Origin of the sequence: Microcella flavibacter, from assembly GCF_012530535.1 — a bacterium.
Lineage (GTDB): Bacteria > Actinomycetota > Actinomycetes > Actinomycetales > Microbacteriaceae > Microcella > Microcella flavibacter.
Genome location: NZ_CP051299.1, coordinates 49,345 through 66,593, shown reverse-complemented (window position 1 = coordinate 66,593; position 17,249 = coordinate 49,345). Strand labels below are relative to the sequence as shown.

General features: G+C 74.3%; 16 protein-coding genes. 6 read left to right on the top strand and 10 right to left on the bottom strand.

Annotated elements, in window-relative coordinates; translation table 11 throughout:
* Window positions 1-163 precede the first annotated feature (163 nt).
* The 4 genes from HGB54_RS00300 to HGB54_RS00285 are packed head-to-tail and all read right to left on the bottom strand — an operon-like array spanning window position 164 to window position 4,680.
* Complete coding sequence (locus HGB54_RS00300) at window positions 164-1,072, bottom strand: serine hydrolase (RefSeq protein ID WP_228545854.1); 909 nt, start codon at window positions 1,070-1,072, stop codon at window positions 164-166.
* Entirely contained in the window at window positions 1,069-3,030 is a 1,962-nt protein-coding gene (locus HGB54_RS00295) for a M13 family metallopeptidase (RefSeq protein ID WP_168914682.1), read from the bottom strand. Before HGB54_RS00295 ends, HGB54_RS00300 begins: the two co-directional genes overlap by 4 nt.
* Window positions 3,031-3,039: 9 nt before the next feature.
* Window positions 3,040-4,329, bottom strand: coding sequence for an MFS transporter (locus tag HGB54_RS00290; RefSeq protein WP_168914681.1), 1,290 nt, complete (start codon window positions 4,327-4,329; stop codon window positions 3,040-3,042).
* Window positions 4,330-4,680: an ArsR/SmtB family transcription factor gene (locus tag HGB54_RS00285; protein WP_168914680.1), complete on the bottom strand. Its 351-nt coding sequence runs from the start codon at window positions 4,678-4,680 to the stop codon at window positions 4,330-4,332.
* A 56-nt stretch (window positions 4,681-4,736) separates the two neighbouring features.
* On the opposite strand from HGB54_RS00285, the gene HGB54_RS00280 reads away from it, so the two are divergent.
* Complete coding sequence (locus HGB54_RS00280; protein WP_228545853.1) at window positions 4,737-6,050, top strand: MATE family efflux transporter; 1,314 nt, start codon at window positions 4,737-4,739, stop codon at window positions 6,048-6,050.
* A 21-nt stretch (window positions 6,051-6,071) separates the two neighbouring features.
* On the opposite strand, the gene HGB54_RS00275 is transcribed toward HGB54_RS00280, so the two are convergent.
* The 3 genes from HGB54_RS00275 to HGB54_RS00265 all read right to left on the bottom strand — a co-directional run bounded on the left by HGB54_RS00275 (window position 6,072) and on the right by HGB54_RS00265 (window position 8,493).
* Window positions 6,072-6,236, bottom strand: a complete 165-nt coding sequence (locus tag HGB54_RS00275; RefSeq protein WP_168916715.1) for a CsbD family protein — start codon at window positions 6,234-6,236, stop codon at window positions 6,072-6,074.
* Between the two features lie 101 nt (window positions 6,237-6,337).
* Window positions 6,338-7,339 (bottom strand): magnesium and cobalt transport protein CorA, encoded by a 1,002-nt coding sequence (locus HGB54_RS00270; RefSeq protein WP_168914679.1) that lies wholly within the window; start codon window positions 7,337-7,339, stop codon window positions 6,338-6,340.
* A 77-nt stretch (window positions 7,340-7,416) separates the two neighbouring features.
* Entirely contained in the window at window positions 7,417-8,493 is a 1,077-nt protein-coding gene (locus HGB54_RS00265) for a LacI family DNA-binding transcriptional regulator (protein WP_168914678.1), read from the bottom strand.
* 133 nt (window positions 8,494-8,626) lie between these two features.
* Between HGB54_RS00265 and HGB54_RS00260 the strand changes: the two genes are divergently transcribed.
* From HGB54_RS00260 to HGB54_RS00245, 4 genes are all read left to right on the top strand, one after another.
* Window positions 8,627-9,904, top strand: a complete 1,278-nt coding sequence (locus HGB54_RS00260) for an MFS transporter (RefSeq protein ID WP_228545852.1) — start codon at window positions 8,627-8,629, stop codon at window positions 9,902-9,904.
* 9 nt (window positions 9,905-9,913) lie between these two features.
* Window positions 9,914-10,732: an SDR family NAD(P)-dependent oxidoreductase gene (locus HGB54_RS00255; protein WP_168914677.1), complete on the top strand. Its 819-nt coding sequence runs from the start codon at window positions 9,914-9,916 to the stop codon at window positions 10,730-10,732.
* A gap of 37 nt (window positions 10,733-10,769) precedes the next feature.
* The gene (gene nucS / locus HGB54_RS00250; RefSeq protein ID WP_168914676.1) at window positions 10,770-11,465 is read left to right on the top strand and encodes an endonuclease NucS; all 696 of its coding nucleotides are present in this window, start codon (window positions 10,770-10,772) and stop codon (window positions 11,463-11,465) included.
* Window positions 11,466-11,541: 76 nt separating this feature from the next.
* On the top strand, window positions 11,542-12,246 hold the full coding sequence (locus HGB54_RS00245; RefSeq protein WP_168914675.1) for an HAD hydrolase-like protein: 705 nt from the start codon (window positions 11,542-11,544) through the stop codon (window positions 12,244-12,246).
* A gap of 507 nt (window positions 12,247-12,753) precedes the next feature.
* Here the strand turns inward: HGB54_RS00245 and HGB54_RS00240 are convergent.
* The 3 genes from HGB54_RS00240 to HGB54_RS00230 are packed head-to-tail and all read right to left on the bottom strand — an operon-like array spanning window position 12,754 to window position 15,418.
* Window positions 12,754-13,806 (bottom strand): NAD(P)/FAD-dependent oxidoreductase, encoded by a 1,053-nt coding sequence (locus HGB54_RS00240; RefSeq protein ID WP_168914674.1) that lies wholly within the window; start codon window positions 13,804-13,806, stop codon window positions 12,754-12,756.
* On the bottom strand, window positions 13,803-14,348 hold the full coding sequence (locus tag HGB54_RS00235) for an isoprenylcysteine carboxyl methyltransferase family protein (protein ID WP_228545851.1): 546 nt from the start codon (window positions 14,346-14,348) through the stop codon (window positions 13,803-13,805). Before HGB54_RS00235 ends, HGB54_RS00240 begins: the two co-directional genes overlap by 4 nt.
* Window positions 14,345-15,418, bottom strand: coding sequence for a type III polyketide synthase (locus tag HGB54_RS00230; RefSeq protein WP_168914673.1), 1,074 nt, complete (start codon window positions 15,416-15,418; stop codon window positions 14,345-14,347). Before HGB54_RS00230 ends, HGB54_RS00235 begins: the two co-directional genes overlap by 4 nt.
* Window positions 15,419-15,526: 108 nt before the next feature.
* On the opposite strand from HGB54_RS00230, the gene HGB54_RS00225 reads away from it, so the two are divergent.
* The gene (locus HGB54_RS00225) at window positions 15,527-17,248 is read left to right on the top strand and encodes an aldehyde dehydrogenase family protein (protein WP_228545850.1); all 1,722 of its coding nucleotides are present in this window, start codon (window positions 15,527-15,529) and stop codon (window positions 17,246-17,248) included.
* The last annotated feature ends 1 nt before the right edge of the window (window position 17,249 follow it).

Sequence of the window (17,249 nt, the reverse complement as noted above, 5' to 3'; positions counted from 1 at the left end):
AGCCGGAATCGCTGTCAGGTTAGGCCTCCCCCGCATGGGGGGCAACCTGGACTGACTTGTCTAGCCCCGCACTGGGGCGACCGGGTCAGCGATCTCGGTGCATTCTCGGTACGAATTCTCATACTTCTTCGGGAGCTGACCGCGCGCCGTGAAGTCGTCGGGGCTAGTGCACCTGCTCCAGCAGGTCGACGCCGAACGTGCGGAGGGCATCCATCACGCGCAGTCGCGTCGCAAGATCGCGGTCGTCGAAGTGCACCGAGACCGCGTACGCCAGCCCGCCGCGCGGGCCGCGCAGCACGCCGGCCTCGCTGCGCACACCGGCGTCGCTGCCCGTCTTGTTGACCATCCACGTGCTGTGGTCGACGCCGCGGTGCGTGAGCGGGTCGCGGCCGAAGGCGCTCGCCACCATCGAGAGGTCGGTGTTGAGCGAGAGCCAGCCGAGCACGCGCTGGCTCGTCGCGGGGTCGATGACGTGGCCGTGCGCGAGGGCGTAGAACAGCCAGGCGAGCTCGGCGGTCGACCCGACCGAGAGCTGCGGGGCGTCGTCGGGCCCGCGGGAGTCGCGCACCACGTCGAGGAGCGCCGTGCGCACGAGCCCGAGCGACTCGGTGCGGCGGCGCACGGCGGCGAGGCCGATGTGGCGCAGCAGCGCGTTGGTCGCGAGGTTGTCGCTCGTCGCGCCGACGAGCGCCGCGAGGTCGGCCACCGGCAGCGCCGGCGCCTGCATGTGCTGCCACAGCCCCGAGTCGGCGACCGCGTCGGAGAGCTCGCGGTCGACGATGACGTAGTCGCTGAGGCTGCGCTCGGTGAGCCGCGCGCTCACCTCGATGAGCAGCAGGATCTTGCCGACCGAGGCCGTCGGCAGCACGATGCGCTCGTCGACGGCGAAGACGCTCTGCCCCGACTGCAGGTCGACGGCGGTGACTGAAACCTTCGCCCCCTCGTAGGCGAGGGCACCGAGGGCGCGGAAGGAGGGCTTGAACGAGGGCGACCGCTCGGGCGACCGATGGCGCGCGAGAACCGGGGCGGCGGATCGCGCGCCCCGATCGCGCTTCATCGGCGTGGTGGTCACCAGATCGTCACGCGCTCCTTCGGCTCGAGCCACAGAGCGTCGTCGGAGGTCACGGAGAACGCTTCGTAGAACGCGTCGATGTTACGCACGATCTGGTTGCACCGGAACTCGTTCGGCGAATGCGGGTCGATCGAGAGCAGGCGCAGCGCCTCCTCCGGGCGGATCGCGATCTGCCAGGCCTGCGCCCAGGAGAGGAAGAACCGCTGGGCTCCGGTGAGCCCGTCGATCACGGGCGGCTCGGCGCCGTCGAGCGAGATCAGGTAGGCCCGCCAGGCGATGCCGAGACCGCCGAGGTCGCCGATGTTCTCGCCGATGGTGAGCGCGCCGTTGACGCGGTGGCCGGGCGCCTCGGTCGGTTCGAGGGCGTCGTACTGGGCGATGAGGGATGCCGTGCGCTCCTCGAACGCGGCGCGATCCTCCTCGGTCCACCAGTCCTGCAGCCGCCCGTCGCCGTCGTAGCGCGAACCCTGGTCGTCGAACCCGTGCCCGATCTCGTGGCCGATGACCGCGCCGATGGCGCCGTAGTTGGCCGCAGCATCCCGACCCGCGTCGAAGAAGGGGAGCTGCAGGATCGCCGCGGGGAACACGATCTCGTTGAAACCGGGGTTGTAGTAGGCGTTGACGGTCTGCGGGGTCATGAACCACTCGTCGCGGTCGATCGGCTGGCCGATCTTGCCGAGCTCGCGCTGGAACTCGAACTCGCCGGCCGCGCGCACGTTGCCGAGCAGGTCGTCCTCGTCGACCTCGAGGGTCGAGTAGTCGCGCCAGCGCACCGGGTAGCCGATCTTCGGCGTGAACTTCCGCAGCTTGTCGAGGGCGCGCTCGCGCGTCTCGGCGGTCATCCACTCGAGCTCGGTGATCGAGCGGCGGTAGGCCTCGACGAGGGTGGCGACGAGCTCGTCCATCGCCGTCTTCGCCTCGGGGGCGAAGTGGCGCTCGACGTAGACGGCGCCGACGGCCTCGCCCATGGCGCCCTCGACGATCGAAACGCCGCGCTTCCACCGGGCGCGCAGCTCGGGGGTGCCGGTGAGGGTGCGGCCGTAGAAGGCGAAGTTCTCCTCCACGAAGGCGCTCGAGAGGTACGGCGCGGTCGAGCGGATGACCGACCAGCGCAGCCAGTCCTGCCAGTCGGCGAGCTCCCGCCCGGCCAGCAGGCCCGCGACGCCCTCGTGGAACGAGGGCTGCCGCAGCACGACCTCGGCGAGCGCCGACGCCGGGATGCCGTGGCCGTCGCGCCACAGCGCGAGGTCGACGTCGCCGGTCGCGGCCTGCCACTCGTCCCAGCTGCGCAGGTTGTAGGTGGCCTTGCTGTCGCGGCTGTGCACCTTGTCCCAGTGCACGGCGGCGATCGCCGTCTCGAGGGCGACGATGCGCTCGGCGCGGTCGGCGGCGGCGTCGAAGCCGGCGAGCGCCAGCATGCGCTCGACGTGGGCGCGGTAGGCGACGAGCGTCTCGGCGTGGGCCGGCTCGCGGTAGTACGACTCGTCGGGCAGGCCGAGGCCGGCCTGCTCCACGATCACGAGGTAGCGCTCGGGGTCGCCCGGGTCGTTGTCGACGTAGAGGGCGGTGAACCCGCGGGCGCCGCGGCGCTCGAGGCGGCCGAGGGTCGTGAGCAGGGCATCCCGATCGGCGATGTCGTCGATCTCGCCGAACATCGGCTCGAGCGGGGCCGCGCCGAGCGCCTCGATGCGGTCCTCGTCCATGAAGCTCGCGTAGAGGTCGCCGACCTTGCGCTCGAGGGTGCCGGGCTGGGCGCCCTGGGCCTCCTCGATGATGGTGCGCACGGCCTTCTCGGCCTCCTCGGCCAGCACCATGAAGGAGCCGTAGCGCGCCTTGTCGGCGGGTACGGGCGTGCGGGCCATCCACCGGCCGTTGACGTGCCGGAACAGGTCGTCCTGCGGGCGGATGGCGGGGTCGAGTTCGTCGGCGGAGATGCCGCTCGTCAGCGCGTCGGTCACCGGGCGAGCCTAGCCCTCGACCTTGGGGGCGGCCGGGGACGGGCGGCCGCGCTCGACCCCGGCCGCAGGATCGGCGGCCGGATCGTCGGCCGCGCGCGCGGGCCGCCCGAGCGCGAGCGCCGCGGCGAGGGCGAGCAGGCAGAGCGCGGCGAGTGCGGCGGTGGCGGCGCCCGGGCCGGCAGCCGCCCCGACGAGCCCCGCGGTCGGGTACATCAGCAGGTACCAGGCGTGCGAGGTCGAGAAGCGCGCGGCGAAGACCGCCGGCCGGTCGGCCTCGACCGCATCCCGGCGGATGAGCCGCGCGCTCGGCGTGCTGATCGCCGAGGTGGCGGCGCCGAGCAGGATCCACAGCGCGCCCAGCGCGAGGAGGGAGAGCGCATCGGCGATCGCGAGCGCGGCCGTCGCGGCGAGGGCGGCCGCGGCGAGCGCCGCACCGGCCGCCATGAGCGCGCGGTCGGCGATGCGGGTGAGGATGCGCGGCAGCAGCAGGGCGACGACGATCGAGCCCGCCCCGAACAGCACGAGCGCCACCGCGAGCGGCGCCGACGGATCCGACGCGTCGGCGACGCCCGCGTCGAGCAGCAGCACGACGGTGGAGACGAGCACGGTGGCGTACACCGCCGCGGTGGCCGCGTCGAGCACGGCGAGGAACCGCAGCGCGGGCGTGCGGGCGAGCAGCCGCAGCCCGCGGGTGAGGCGCCCGCGGAACGGCTCGGCGCTGCCGCCCGCGGTGATGTCGATGCGGGAGAGCAGCACGCCGACGCCCGACAGCAGGAACCCCGCCGCGGTGACCGCGAAGAGCGCCTGCGCCGGCAGCACGAGCACGAGCAGGGCGGCGATGACGGGGCTCAGCAGCGACTCGAGGTCGTACGCGAGCCGTGAGAGCGACTGCGCGGCGGTGTAGTCGCGCTCGTCGGCCAGCACCTCGGGGATGACGGCCTGGTACGTGGGCGTGAAGACCGCCGAGGCCGACTGCAGCAGCACGATGGCGAGGTAGATGTGCCAGGCCTCGGTGGCGAGGACGAGACCGCCGGCGACGAGCAGGCGCGCGGCGTCGGCGGCGAGCAGGATGCCCCGGCTCGAGCGGCCCGCGAGCAGCGCGCTCGCGATCGGCGAGACGAGCACGTAGGCCGCGATGCGGATCGTCAGGGCGATGCCGAGGATGCGCCCGGCCTCGTCGCCCTCGAGCCGCACCGCGAGCAGGGCGAGCGCGACCGTGAGCACGCCCGTGCCGACGAGGGAGGAGACCTGCGAGCCGAAGAGGGCGGCGAAGCGGCGGTCGCGGAGCACGGACAGCATCTAGCGCGCTCCGTGGTGGCCGGGGACGTCGGTGACGGCGTGCTCGGCCTCGCGGATCGCCTCGGCGACGAGCCGGGCCGCGTGCTCATCGCGGAGGCGGTACACGGCGCGCGTGCCCTCCTGGCGGGCCACCACGAGCCGAGCGAGCCGCAGCTTCGCGAGGTGCTGGGAGACCGCCGCGGGAGCGCGGTCGACGGCATCGGCGAGCGCGCCGACAGAGAGCTCGCCCTGCGTGAGAGCGAGGATGATGCGGACGCGCGTCGGGTCGGCGAGCAGGCCGAACAGCTCCGCGACGACGTCGACGAGCTCGGACCCGGGGTCGTGCTGATGGTTGTGCGCATCTGCGTGCATACGTAGATACTAAGGCTGCGCAGGTGAGCACCGCGTCGCGGTCGTAGCGTGGTGCCGTGCCCCTCGCCCTCCGTACCCTCGATCGCGAGATCGCCGCGCTCGCGGTGCCCTCGCTCGGGGCGCTCGTCGCCGAGCCGCTCTTCGTGCTCACCGACACGGCCATGGTCGGGCACCTCGGCGCGGCCCCGCTCGCCGGGCTCGGCCTCGCGGCGACGGTGCTGCAGACGGCGATCGGGCTGCTCGTGTTCCTCGCCTACGCGACGACCCCCCTCGTCGCGCGGCGGCTCGGGGCCGACGATCGGCGCGGCGCGCTGTCAGCCGGCGTCGACGGGCTGTGGCTCGGACTCGGTCTGGGCGCGCTGCTGCTCGCGGTGATGCTGCCGCTCTCGACGCCGGTCATCGCGGCGTTCGGGGCGAGCGGGCCGGTCGAGGCCGAGGCGCTCACCTACCTCACGATCTCGTGGTGGGGCGTGCCGGGCATGCTGCTCGTGCTCGCGGCGACCGGGGTGCTGCGCGGCCTGCAGGACGTGCGCACGCCGTTGCTCGTCGCGGTCGTCGGCTTCGGCGCGAACATCCTGCTCAACGCCGTCCTCATCTACGGGGCGAGCCTCGGCGTGGCCGGCTCGGCGCTCGGCACCGTCATCGCGCAGTGGGGCATGGCGATCGCTCTCGTCTCCGTCGTCGTGAAGGCCGCCCGGCGCGAGGAAGCGGCGCTGCGCCCGGGCCTCGCCGGACTGCGCGCGGCCGCGACCGCCGGCTCCTGGCTCTTCGTGCGCACGCTCTCGCTGCGCATCGCGCTCGTCGTCACCGTCGCCGTCGCGACGGGCCTCGGCACGGTCGAGCTCGCCGCCGCCCACGTCTGGTTCGCCGTCTACAGCCTGCTCGCGCTCGTGCTCGACGCCCTCGCGATCGCGGGGCAGACGCTCGTCGGGCACGCGCTGGGGGCGGCCGAGGTGCCGCGGGTGCGTGCGACGACCCGGCGGCTCGTGGGGTGGGGCGTCGTGGTCGGCGCGGGCCTCGCGCTCGTGCTGCTGGCGCTCGCGGTGCCGCTCAGCGTCGTCATGACCTCCGATGCGGCGGTGCGGGATGCCCTGCCCGCCGCCCTCGTCGTGCTCGCGCTCGGCCTGCCGCTCGCCGCGCTGGTCTTCGTGCTCGACGGCGTGCTCATCGGGGCGGGCGACGGGCGCTACCTCGCGGTGACGGGCATCCTGAACCTGTTCGTGTACCTGGCGGTGCTCGCGCTCGTGCCGGGCTTCGGGCTGCTCGGCCTGCTGGCGGCCTTCGCGCTCGTCTACCTCGGAGCCCGGGCGGCGACCCTGAGCGCACGAGCGCGCGGCACCGCGTGGATGATCACGGGTGCCGCGCGCTGATGGTGCGGGGTGGCGCGGGGACTACTTGAAGGCGTCCTTCACGTCGTCGCCGGCCTGCTTGACGTTGGCCTTCGACTGGTCGGCGTGACCCTCGGCCTCGAGGCGCTCGTTGCCGGTGACCTTGCCGAGGCCCTCCTTGGCCTTGCCGACGAGCTCCTCGCCCTTGTGCTGAGCCTTGTCGTTCATCTCGTGCTCCTTCCATCGGGGGTCTTCCACGGTGGCAGGGTGCGCGCGCGGCCGCCAGGCTCAGAGCGCCGGCGTGGAGGCGCCGTTCAGGCTGGCAGGATTCACAGCCAGCGCTTGGCCGTGAAGGCGACGTAGAGGCCGACCCCCATGAGCAGCATCAGCAGCAGGGCGAGGGGGTAGCCGAGCGGCCAGTCGAGCTCGGGCATGAAGCGGAAGTTCATGCCGTAGACGGTGCCGATGAGGGTCGGGGCGAACAGGATGGCCGCCCACGAGGTGATGCGCTTGATCTGCTCGTTCTGCTCGACGCTCACCACGGTCATGCGCCGGGTGACGAGCGTCGACTGCACCTGCAGCGCGTTGTCGAGGAGCGCGCGGAACGAGTCGGCGCGCTCGGAGGCCCGGTGCACGTGGTCGAGCACGTCGCGCAGCCGGCGCTGCAGCTGCACGTCGACGCCGGAGCGCTCGCCGCCCTTGAGCAGCGCGTCGATGATGCCGGCGAGCGGCTGCACAGCGCGCTGGAAGGCAATGACCTCGCTCGAGAGGTCGTAGATGCGGCGGGTGAGCGCGTCGTCGTCGCTCGCCCCGAAGAGCTGATCCTCGATCTCGTCGATGTCGTTCTCGAGGCCGGCCACGACCGGCTCGTACTCGTCGACGACCTCGTCGAGCAGCGCGTAGAGGATGGCCTCGGGGCCGAGGGCGAGCAGCGCGGGCTCGGCCTCGAGGCGCTCGCGCACGCGGCGCAGGTCGGGCGACTCGGCGTGGCGCACGGTGACGACGAAGTCGGGGCCGACGAAGACCAGCAGCTCTCCGAACTCGACCGTCTCGGTGGCATCGATGTAGCGGGCTGGGCGCAGCGCGAGGAAGAGAGTCGTGCCGAAGCGCTCGAGCTTCGACCGCTGACGGCCCTTGAGGGCATCCTCGACGGCCAGCTCGTGCAGGTCGAACTCGGCGGCCACCGACTGCAGCTCGTCGAGGGTCGGGCGGTAGAGGCCGATCCAGGCGATGCCGCCGTGGGCGCGGGTGAGCTCGTAGGTCTCGTCGAGGTCGGCGGTCATGCTGACGCGCTTGCCGTCGACGTAGACGGCGCTGTCGATGAGGGTCATGAGTGGTCCGATCCGCGGGAGCAAGGGCGGGGCGAGTGTATGCCCGGGATGCTCCGCCCCGACCGCGCCGGGCGGGTTCAGGCGCGGTCGGCGGGCGGCGCCGTCGTGTCGCCGAGCCGCAGCTCGACCGCGAACACGACGTCCTCGACGGGCTCCCCGGCGAGCGCCGCGAGCGCCATGCGCGCCGCCGTGCGCCCCTTCTCCTGGCTGGGCTGCACGATCGTCGTGAGCCGCCGCTCGGTGAGGCCGTCGATGCGGGCGCCGTCGAAGCCGAGCACGCTCAGGTCGCCGGGAACGCTCATGCCGCGCTCCTCCGCCGCCTGGATCGCGCCGAGCGCGATGAGGTCGCTCTGCCCGACGATCGCCGTGAGGTCGGGGTGCGCGTCGAGCAGGGCGCGCGCCGCGAGCGCCCCCTCCTCGGGCAGGCTGCCCGCGGCGACGACGGCGGGGGCGTCGGGGAACACGTCGCGCACGCCGGCGAGCCGCTCGCGCCCCGTGTAGGCGACGCTCGACGTCTCCCAGTCGGCGGTGAGGGCGCCGCGGGTGTGCGGGCGGTCCATCGGCAGGGTCAGGATGCCCACGCGCCGGTGACCCAGATCGTGCAGGTGCTGCGCTCCCGCGCGCATGCCCGCACGGTTCTCGACATCGACGAGGTGCATCCCCTCGCGCGCCTGCGCCTCGACGCCGATGAGCGGCACCTGGCGGCGGCTCAGCACGGCGACGGCGGGGTCGAGGTCGGTGCTGCAGCCGAGCAGGAGAGCGGCATCCATCGGGGCGTCGCGGAGGCCGCCCTGCTGGCGCTCGAGGCTGTCGGTGAGCAGGAGGAGGCTGTATCCGGCGGCGCCGATCTCGTCGGCGATGCCGTCGAGCATGGTGACGACCATGGGGTCGCGGAAGGCGTCGCGGATGCGGTCCTCCATGACGACGGCGATGATGCCGCTGCGGCCGGTGCGCAGGCTGCGGGCGCGCGGGTCGGGGCCGCCGTAGTCGAGCTCGCGGGCGGCGGCGAGCACGCGCTGCTTGGTCTCCTCGGCGACGGGGCCGGCGCCGCTGAAGGCGAGCGACGCGGTCGAGGCGCTCACGCCGGCGCGCGCGGCGACCTGGGCGAGGGTCGGTCGAGCGCCCTCGTCTGCACTGTTTGCCGGGGTCGCCATGGGCTGTTAGCGTAGTCGAACCGCGGCATCGAATCGATTCGATCGGGATGCTCACCGCATCCTCCTCGTCGCTTCCCCGCCTTCTCCCCGCTCCGCCCCGCCCGTCCCGGGCGCATTCCCGAAAGGGCCCGACGTGACCGCCGCCCCCGCCACTCTCCCCGCCCTCGCCCCGTGGCGCGCGGCGGTGTTCGTCGTCTTCGCGCTCAACGGCATGACGATGGCGACCTGGGTGGCGCGCACGCCGGCGATCCGCGACGCGCTCGAGGTGCGCACCGACCAGTTCGGGCTGCTCATCCTCGGCATGGCGATCGGCTCGATCCTCGGCCTGCTGTCGAGCAGCCACGTCATCGCGCGCATCGGCACGCGGCGGGTCATCCTCATCGGCCTCATCACGACCTCGATCGGCCTCGCGCTCATCGGCATCGGCGCGCAGACCGTCGGCTCGTTCGCGATGGTCTTCGTCACCCTGATGTTCTTCGGCGCCGCCACGGGCATCACCGACGTCGCCATGAACCTCGAGGGCGCGGGCGTCGAGCAGCGCCAGGGCCGCTCGATCATGCCCTGGTTCCACGCCTCCTGGAGCTTCGGCACCATCATCGGCGCCTCCATCGCGGCGGGCGTCGCCGACCTCGGTGTCGGCATCGACGTGCACGCCGCGGCGATGGCCGTGCTGCTGCTCGTCGCGACGCTCGTCGTCGTGCGGTTCCTGCCGCGCGAGGCGGTGCTCGCAGGGCTCGAGACCGAGAACGCCTCGGGCTCGACGTCGACGTTCCGCGACCGGCTGGCGATCTGGCGCGAGCCGCGCATCCTGCTCATCGGCCTCATCGTGCTCGGCATGGCCTTCGCTGAGGGCTCGGCCAACGACTGGCTCGCCCTCGCCGTCGTCGACGGCCGCGGCGTCGACGAGGCCACCGGCGCCCTCGCCTTCGGCATCTTCGCCACCGCCATGACGATCGGCCGCATCGCCGGCGTCTGGATCCTCGACCGCTTCGGCCGCGTGCCGGTGCTGCGCGGCTCGGCGATCCTCGCCGCCGCCGGCCTCGCCGTGCTCATCACCGTCGACCAGCCGATCATCGCGGCGATCGGCATCTTCGCCTGGGGCCTCGGCTCCTCGCTCGGCTTCCCCGTCGGCATGTCGGCCGCGGCCGACGACCCCGCGAAGGCCGCCGCCTCCGTCGCCGCCGTCGCGACCGTCGGCTACTTCGCCTTCCTCGTCGGCCCGCCCGTCATCGGGTTCCTCGGCGAGCAGATCGGCCTGCTCAACGCCCTCTGGATCGTGCTGGTGCTCATCCTCGTCGCCGCCATCGCCTCCGGGGCGGCGCGCGAGCGGGGTGCGGCGGCGGGGGCGGGCGCTCGGGCGTCCGAGCCGGCTCCGGCACGGGCATCCATCGATGAGGATGCCCGCCCGTAGCCTGAGCGCATGACCGCGCTCCCCGCCCCGCCGCCCCTGCCGGCCGATCTCGACCTCACGGGCCGCACGGCCCTCGTCACCGGGTGCGGATCGGCCGACGGAATCGGCTTCGCCACGGCCCGCGCGCTGGCCCGCCGGGGTGCCCGCGTCGCGATGACGGCGACGACCGACCGCATCGACGCGCGGGTCGACGAGCTGCGCGCGCTCGGCTTCGACGCGGTGGGCGTGGTCGCGCGCCTCGAGACCGAGGCCGCGGCGAGCGCCGCCCTGGCCGCGGTGCACGAGGCGGTCGGCCCGATCGACGTGCTCGTCAACAACGCGGGCATGGTCTCCGTCGGCGAGCAGATGCCGCGCGGCGACATCGGCATGACGGTCGCGGAGTGGCGCAGCGCGGTCGACGTGAACCTGACGAGCGTGTTCCTCGTGACGCGCGGGGTCGTGGCCGGCATGCGCGAGCGCGGCGGGGGCCGCATCGTCTCGGTGGCGTCGACGACGGGCGCGGTGCAGGCGGCCCGCGACGACCTCGGCTACGCGACGGCGAAGGCGGGGATGCTCGGCTTCACCCGCGCGCTCGCCGTCGACGAGGCGCGGCACGGCATCACCGTCAACGCGGTCGCCCCCGGGTGGATCGCCACGGCCTCGCAGTTGGAGCAGGAGGCGGTCGAGGGCGCGCTCACCCCGCTCGGCCGCAGCGGCACGCCCGACGAGGTGGCGAGTGCGATCGCGTGGCTGGCCTCGCCCGGCGCCGCCTACGTGACGGGGCAGCTCATCGTCGTCGACGGCGGCGGCAGCGTCGCGGAGGAGCACCGGCCGGGGCTCTGGGCCTGATCGCCGGCCGCGACGCCCGCGCTTAGACTCGACCCTCGTGCGCCTCGTCATAGCCAAGTGTTCCGTCGATTACGCCGGGCGGCTGAGTGCGCACCTGCCGCTCGCGACGCGCCTGCTCATCCACAAGAACGACGGCAGCCTGCTCGTGCACAGCGACGGCGGCTCGTACAAGCCGCTGAACTGGATGAGCCCGCCGTGCACACTCACGGTGCACGAGCCCGATGACGATCAGCGCGCGGCCGGCGTCACCGAGCTGTGGCGGGTGACGCACGCGAAGACCGCCGACCTGCTCGTGGTGTCGATCCACGAGGTCGTGCACGAGACGGCGCACGAGCTGGGGCTCGATCCGGGTCTGCAGAAGGACGGCGTCGAGGCGCACCTGCAGAAGCTGCTGGCCGAGCAGATCGCGCTGCTCGGCGAGGGCACGACGCTCGTGCGCCGCGAGTACTTCACGGCGATCGGGCCGGTCGACATCCTCGCCCGCGACGCGCGCGGAGCATCCCTCGCCGTCGAGATCAAGCGCCGCGGCGGCATCGACGGCGTGGAGCAGCTGACGCGCTACCTCGAGCTCATGAACCGCGACCCGCTGCTCGCCCCCGTCTCGGGCGTGTTCGCCGCGCAGGAGATCACGCCGCAGGCGCGCACCCTGGCCGAGGATCGCGGCATCCGCTGCCTGCTGCTCGACTACGACGCGATGCGCGGGCTCGACGACGGGGTGCCCCGGCTCTTCTGAGCGGGACTGCGCCGTCGTCCGTCGTGCCGGCGGCGGCGTCAGGATGCTCGGCGCGCGCGCCCGTAGGCTTCGAGCGATGACTTCCGACACCGCGGCCGTGCCCGCCGCCGCCCTGCCCGCTCCGCGCCCGCCGTTCTCGGCGATCCTGCTCGACCTCGACGGCACGATCCTCGACTCCGCTCCGGGCATCACGGCGACCCTCGCGCACACGTACCGCAAGCTCGGCATGCCCGTGCCGCCGCAGGAGTCGCTCATGCGCTGGGTGGGCCCGCCCATCATGGAGTCCTTCGCGCTCCTGGCGGGGCTCGACGCCGAGACCTCCGAGCGCGCGCTGGCGATCTACCGCGAGAAGTACCTCGACGAGGGGGCCTACGACGCGACGATCTACGAGGGCATGGGTCCGCTCGTGCAGCGCATCGCCGCGGCGGGCATCCCGCTGTCGCTCGCGACGTCGAAGCCGGAGGTGCCGGCGACGCTCATGCTCGAGCACGTCAGCCTGGCGACGTCCTTCACCGTCATCACGGGAGCCTCGGCCGACGAGACCCGCAGCGCGAAGGCCGACGTCGTGGAGGAGGCGCTGCGCCGCCTCGACGCGCTCGGCGTCGACCTGTCGAACGTCGTCATGGTCGGCGACCGCGTGCACGACATCGAGGGCGCGGCCGCGCACGGTGTGCCGACGATCGCCGTCACCTGGGGCTACGGAACGCCCGAGGAGCACGCGCACGCCGCGGCCGTCGCGCACTCCGTCGACGAACTGGCGGGGATGCTCGGCCTCGAGTAGTCCGCGGGCGGCTCGCGCCGTCCGCCGCTCTGCGCGGGCTCTCGGCACCCGCCGCGAGACCCGCACCCGCCGCGCGGTCTGCGCCGGCCGTCTCCCTGCTCCCCTCCTTCCCGCAACTCCGTCCCCGGCATCTCGCGTCCACCGCAGCTCGCGTCCTCCGCAGCTCGCGGCGACACCGCATCCCGGTCGAACCCGCCGTCCGCGCGGGATCCGTGTTCTCCGTCCGCGGCCCTTCCACTCTGCAGGCACTATGCGAGCAATGCGCGTCTTCTTCCTGCAGAGTGGAAGGAGCGCAGAGGAGATTGCCGATCCCCTCAGGGCGGGGTGATCGGGCGGGCGGGCCAGCGGACGGGCGGGCCAGCGGATGGGCGGGCCAGCGGACGAGCGTGCCGGCGCGCGGGCGGGGCGGCGCGGTGCGGGCGGGGACGCGCGAGGGCCGGGAGCCGGCGGGGTCAGGCGCGCGGACGCGAGCGGACGGGGCGGACGCGGGCGGGAGCGTTGGCGCGCTCAGCGCGCCAAGCGGTCCACGACCGCGCCGAAGACGCGCGGCATCGCGGCAGCCGCCGGAACGATGAGGCCGCGGGCCGGGGAGGTCGCGGCGGCGAGGAGGCCCGCGGTGAGCATCCGGAAGTCGCGGGTGGACCGCGACCACGCGCGCTCGTAGGCGGGCAGGGCTCCCGCGGCGAGCGCGGCGACCAGCTGCTCGGACTGCGCGAGCCCCACGCGCAGACCCTCGCCGGTGAGCGCGTCGACGTAGCCGGAGGCGTCGCCGACGAGCGCCACGCGCCCCGCGGTGCGCACGCGCGAGCGCTGGCGCAGCGCGCCCGCCGCCCGCGGCTCCGACGCCGGCGCGGCACCCTCGAGCCGCTCCGCGAGCGCCGGCACCCGCGCGATCGCGTCCGCGAGCACGAGCGGACGCCGACCGAGCACCGCGACGCCCACCGTTCCCTCGTCGACCGGGGTGACGTAGAGCTCGACATCGTCGAGATAGGTGACCTCGACGAGATCCGACCACGGAGCGACCGCGAAGTGCTGGCGCAGGCCGAAGCGGCGCCCGTCCGCGCCGAGCGCGCGATCCTCCGCGTCGGCAGCGGACGCCCGGTCGAGCCCGGCGGCCGCTCGCACGCGCGAGTGCAGCCCGTCCGCTCCGACCAGGGCGTCGAAGCGTTCGCCCGCAACCACGACACCCGAGGCATCCGACGTGAACCCGTCGACGCGCACCGCGCGCCGCGGCACCCCGAGCTCGGCCGCGCGATCGAGCAGCGCCGCGTGCAGCACGAGCCGACGCACCCCCCGGCCCTCGACGCCGGGCCCGTAGCGGTGCTCGACCGCGCGGCGGGCATCCTGATACCGGATGCCCCGGATGGGGCTGCCCGCAGGCTCCACGCCCAACCGCCGCAGCGCCGCCATCGCCCCCGGCATGAGGCCCTCGCCGCACGCCTTGTCGATGGGGCCGGAGCGCGCCTCGAAGATCACCGGCGAGAGCCCCGCCAGCCGCGCCCCGATCGCCGTCGCGAGCCCCACCGGCCCGCCGCCCACGATCGCGACGCGCACGGTCACGCCCCCGCGCTGCCGGAGGCCTGCAGCGCCCGCAGCGCCCGATTCTCGATCGGGATGCGGAACCCGAGCAGCAGCACGGCGTTGAGCACGGTGAAGACGAGAGCCGTGATCCACGCCGAGTGCACGAGCGGCAGGGCGATGCCCTCGATCGCGACGATCCAGTAGTTGGGGTGCCGCAGCCAGGCGAAGCGGTACGGCCCGCGGGTGACGCGGCCGGCGCCCGGCACGACGATGACGCGGGTGTTCCACTGCTCGCCGAGCGAGGCGATCACCCAGTAGCGGCCCGCCTGGCAGAACAGCGCGACGACGAGCATCGGCCAGCCGAGCGCGCCGATGAACGGGCGGTCGAGCAGCACCACCTCGGCGACGCACGCCACGAGCAGGCCCGTGTGCAGCACCACCATGAACGGGAAGTGCGCCCGACCGTGCTCGACCCCGCCGCGCGCGAAGGCGAGCGCCGCGTGCCGCTTCGAGATGACGAGCTCGACGAGCCGCTCGACCCCCGTCGCGAGCACGAAGAGGCCGTACAGCAGTGCGCTCACGACCACTCCAGCAGCACGAGCTCGGCGGTCACGCCCGGGCCGAGCGCGAACAGCAGCGCGCGCGTGCCGGTCGGCCGGTCGCCGACAGCGGCGAGCACGTGCAGCACGGCGGCGGAGGAGAGGTTGCCCACGCGGTCCATGGTCTCCCACGCGGCGGCGAGGGCGCCGGGCGCGAGGTCGAGCGCGGCGGAGAACGATTCGAGGATGCGGGGGCCGCCGGGGTGCGCGATCCACTCGTCGACGTCCGCCCGCTCGAGGCCCTGCGAGGCCAGCAGCGCATCCACCCCGCCGGCGAAGTTGCCGTCGATGAGCGCCGGAACCCCGGCCGCGAGCATGAGCGAGAACCCGTGGCTGCCGACCCGCCAGCCGATCATCTCGGCGCTGTCGGGGTACAGGGCGCTGCGGCTCGCGACGACGCGCGGCACCGCTCGGCCGGCCGCGCGTGCGCCGATGGCGAGGGGATGCTCCTCCCCCACCATCACGACCGCCGCGGCCCCGTCGCCGAAGATGCCGGTGCCGACGACGTTCGCCATCGAGCGGTCGTCCCACTGCAGGGTGAGGGAGCACAGCTCGACGCTCACGAGCAGGGCGACGCCGGTGGGATGCCCGGCGAGGTAGTCGTGGACGCGGGCGAGCCCGGCGGCTCCGGCGACGCAGCCGAGCCCGAAGCTCGGAATGCGCCGCAGGTCGTCGCGGAAGCCCATGCTCGTCGCCAGCAGCGCGTCGAGCGAGGGCGCCTGCACGCCCGTGACGGTGGTGAAGAAGAGGTGGTCGACGTCGTCGACCGCGAGCCCGGCCTCGGCGAGCGCCGCGGTCACCGCCCGCTCGGCGAGCGGCAGCGCGTGCTCGACGAAGAGCGCGTTCGTCTCGCCGAAGCCGTCGAGGCCCGCGTACTGCTCCAGGGGCAGGGCGAGGTGCCGGGTACTGATGCCGCTCGCGGCATGAACCCGCTGCAGCACCGCCCGCGCGGCCGGTTCGTCGGCGAGGCGGTCGGCGAGCATCCCCGTGATCTCGGCCTGCGCGTGCGCGTGATCCGGCAGCGCGGGGGCGACGGCGAGGATGCGGGACATGCGTGGATCCTGGCACAGCACGCTGGTTCGGAACCCGGGCGCGTGCGGCGTACAGTCAGACTGCCGGAGCCCCCGCGCCCGGCCCGCCGACCGCTCGAGGAGGAGCCCGTGCCCGCGACGCCCGCGTCCGCGACCGACCGCGCCGCCCACCTCGGCGCCGACCTCGTCGCCCTGCGCTCCGGCGCCGAGCGCTGGCGGCGCATGCCCCTCGCGGCGAAGCGCGCCCTGCTCGCCGAGGTGCGCGCGACGACCCTCGCGGCCGCCCCCGACTGGGTCGCCGCCGCCTGCGCGGTGAAGGGCATCCCGACCGATGCCCCCGCGGCGGGCGAGGAGTGGACGAGCGGCCCCTACGCCGTCATCGGCGCGACCGCGGCCCTCGAGGCGACGCTCGCCGCGCTCGAGCGGGGCGAGCAGCCGCTGCCCGACCGGCGGGTTCGGCGCGCGCCGGGCGACCGGCTGGCCGTGCGCGCGTTCCCGCTGCTGCCGAAGGACGCCGTGCTCGCCGGCTACCGCGCCGAGGTCTGGCTGCGGCCGGGGGTGAGCATCGAGGATGCCCGTGCCGGGGTCGCCCGCGCCCTGCGCGACCCCGACCGCGCGCCCCGGGTGACCCTCGTGCTCGGCGCCGGCAACATCACGGGCATCCCGGCCCTCGACGTGCTCACCGCGCTGTACCAGGAGGCGAGTGCGGCGATCGTCAAGCTCAACCCCGTCAACGCCGCCGTCGGCGACGCCATGCGCCGGGCCTTCGCCCCCTTCATCGACGCCGACGTGCTGCGCATCATCGAGGGCGACGACGAGGTCGGCGCCGCGCTCATCGCCGCGGCCGAGGTCGACCACGTGCACATCACCGGCTCGCGCGCCACGCACGACGCGATCGTCTGGGGTCCGGGCGAGCAGGGCGATGCCCGCCGAGCCGCCGGCACCCCGCTGCTCGAGAAGCCCATCACGAGCGAACTCGGCGGCGTCGGCCCCGCGATCGTCGTGCCCGACGCGCGGCCGTGGTCGAGCGCCGAGCTCACCGAGGTGGCGCGGGCGCTCGCCACGCAGCGGCTGCACAACTCCGGCTTCAACTGCATCGCCACCCAGCTCGTCGTGCTGCCGGCCGCCTGGCCCCAGGCCGACGCGCTCGTCGCGGCGCTGCGCGGGCAGCTCGCGCTCGCGCCCGCGCGGCCCGCCTACTACCCGGGCGCGGCCGAGCGGCGACGGGCGGCGGTGGAGGGGCATCCCGATGCCCTCGCGCTCGGCGGCGACCCCGCCGCGCCGCGCGCCCTCGTCGACCACCTCGTCAGCGCCGACGCCGACGAGCCGCTGTTCACGACCGAGGTCTTCGGCCCCGTGCTCGGCGTCGTGCGCCTGCCGGGCTCGGCCGAGCCGGCGGCGTTCCTCGACGCCGCGGTCGCCTTCGCCAACGACCGCCTCGCCGGAACGCTCAGCGCCGGCGTCGTCGTGCACCCGCGCACGCAGCGCGCCCTCGGCCCCGCGCTCGAGACCGCGATCGCCGCGCTGCGCTACGGCACGGTCGGCGTCAACAGCTGGGTCGGGCCGATCTTCGGCATGCCGGCCGGCACCTGGGGCGCATTCCCCGGCCACGCCCTCGACGACGTCGGCAGCGGCATCGGCATCGTGCACAACGCGCTGCTGCTCGACCCCGCCCACGTCGAGCGCACGGTCGGCCACGGCCCGTGGCGCGCCCGCCCGACGCCGCTGTGGGACGTGCGCAACGCCACCGCCCACCGCACCGCTGAGGCCCTCACGCGCTTCGCGGGCCGGGACGACCTCACCGCGCTGCCCGCCGGGCTCGCCACGATCGCCCGCTACCTGAGGGGGTAGG

What these genes read in the sequence shown, in the direction of transcription:
- HGB54_RS00290 (WP_168914681.1), bottom strand. Translation starts at nt 4,329, where the DNA reads ATGCTGTCCGTGCTCCGCGACCGCCGCTTCGCCGCCCTCTTCGGCTCG.
- HGB54_RS00285 (WP_168914680.1), bottom strand. Translation starts at nt 4,680, where the DNA reads ATGCACGCAGATGCGCACAACCATCAGCACGACCCCGGGTCCGAGCTC.
- HGB54_RS00275 (WP_168916715.1), bottom strand. Translation starts at nt 6,236, where the DNA reads ATGAACGACAAGGCTCAGCACAAGGGCGAGGAGCTCGTCGGCAAGGCC.
- HGB54_RS00270 (WP_168914679.1), bottom strand. Translation starts at nt 7,339, where the DNA reads ATGACCCTCATCGACAGCGCCGTCTACGTCGACGGCAAGCGCGTCAGC.
- HGB54_RS00265 (WP_168914678.1), bottom strand. Translation starts at nt 8,493, where the DNA reads ATGGCGACCCCGGCAAACAGTGCAGACGAGGGCGCTCGACCGACCCTC.
- HGB54_RS00255 (WP_168914677.1), top strand. Translation starts at nt 9,914, where the DNA reads ATGACCGCGCTCCCCGCCCCGCCGCCCCTGCCGGCCGATCTCGACCTC.
- HGB54_RS00245 (WP_168914675.1), top strand. Translation starts at nt 11,542, where the DNA reads ATGACTTCCGACACCGCGGCCGTGCCCGCCGCCGCCCTGCCCGCTCCG.
- HGB54_RS00230 (WP_168914673.1), bottom strand. Translation starts at nt 15,418, where the DNA reads ATGTCCCGCATCCTCGCCGTCGCCCCCGCGCTGCCGGATCACGCGCAC.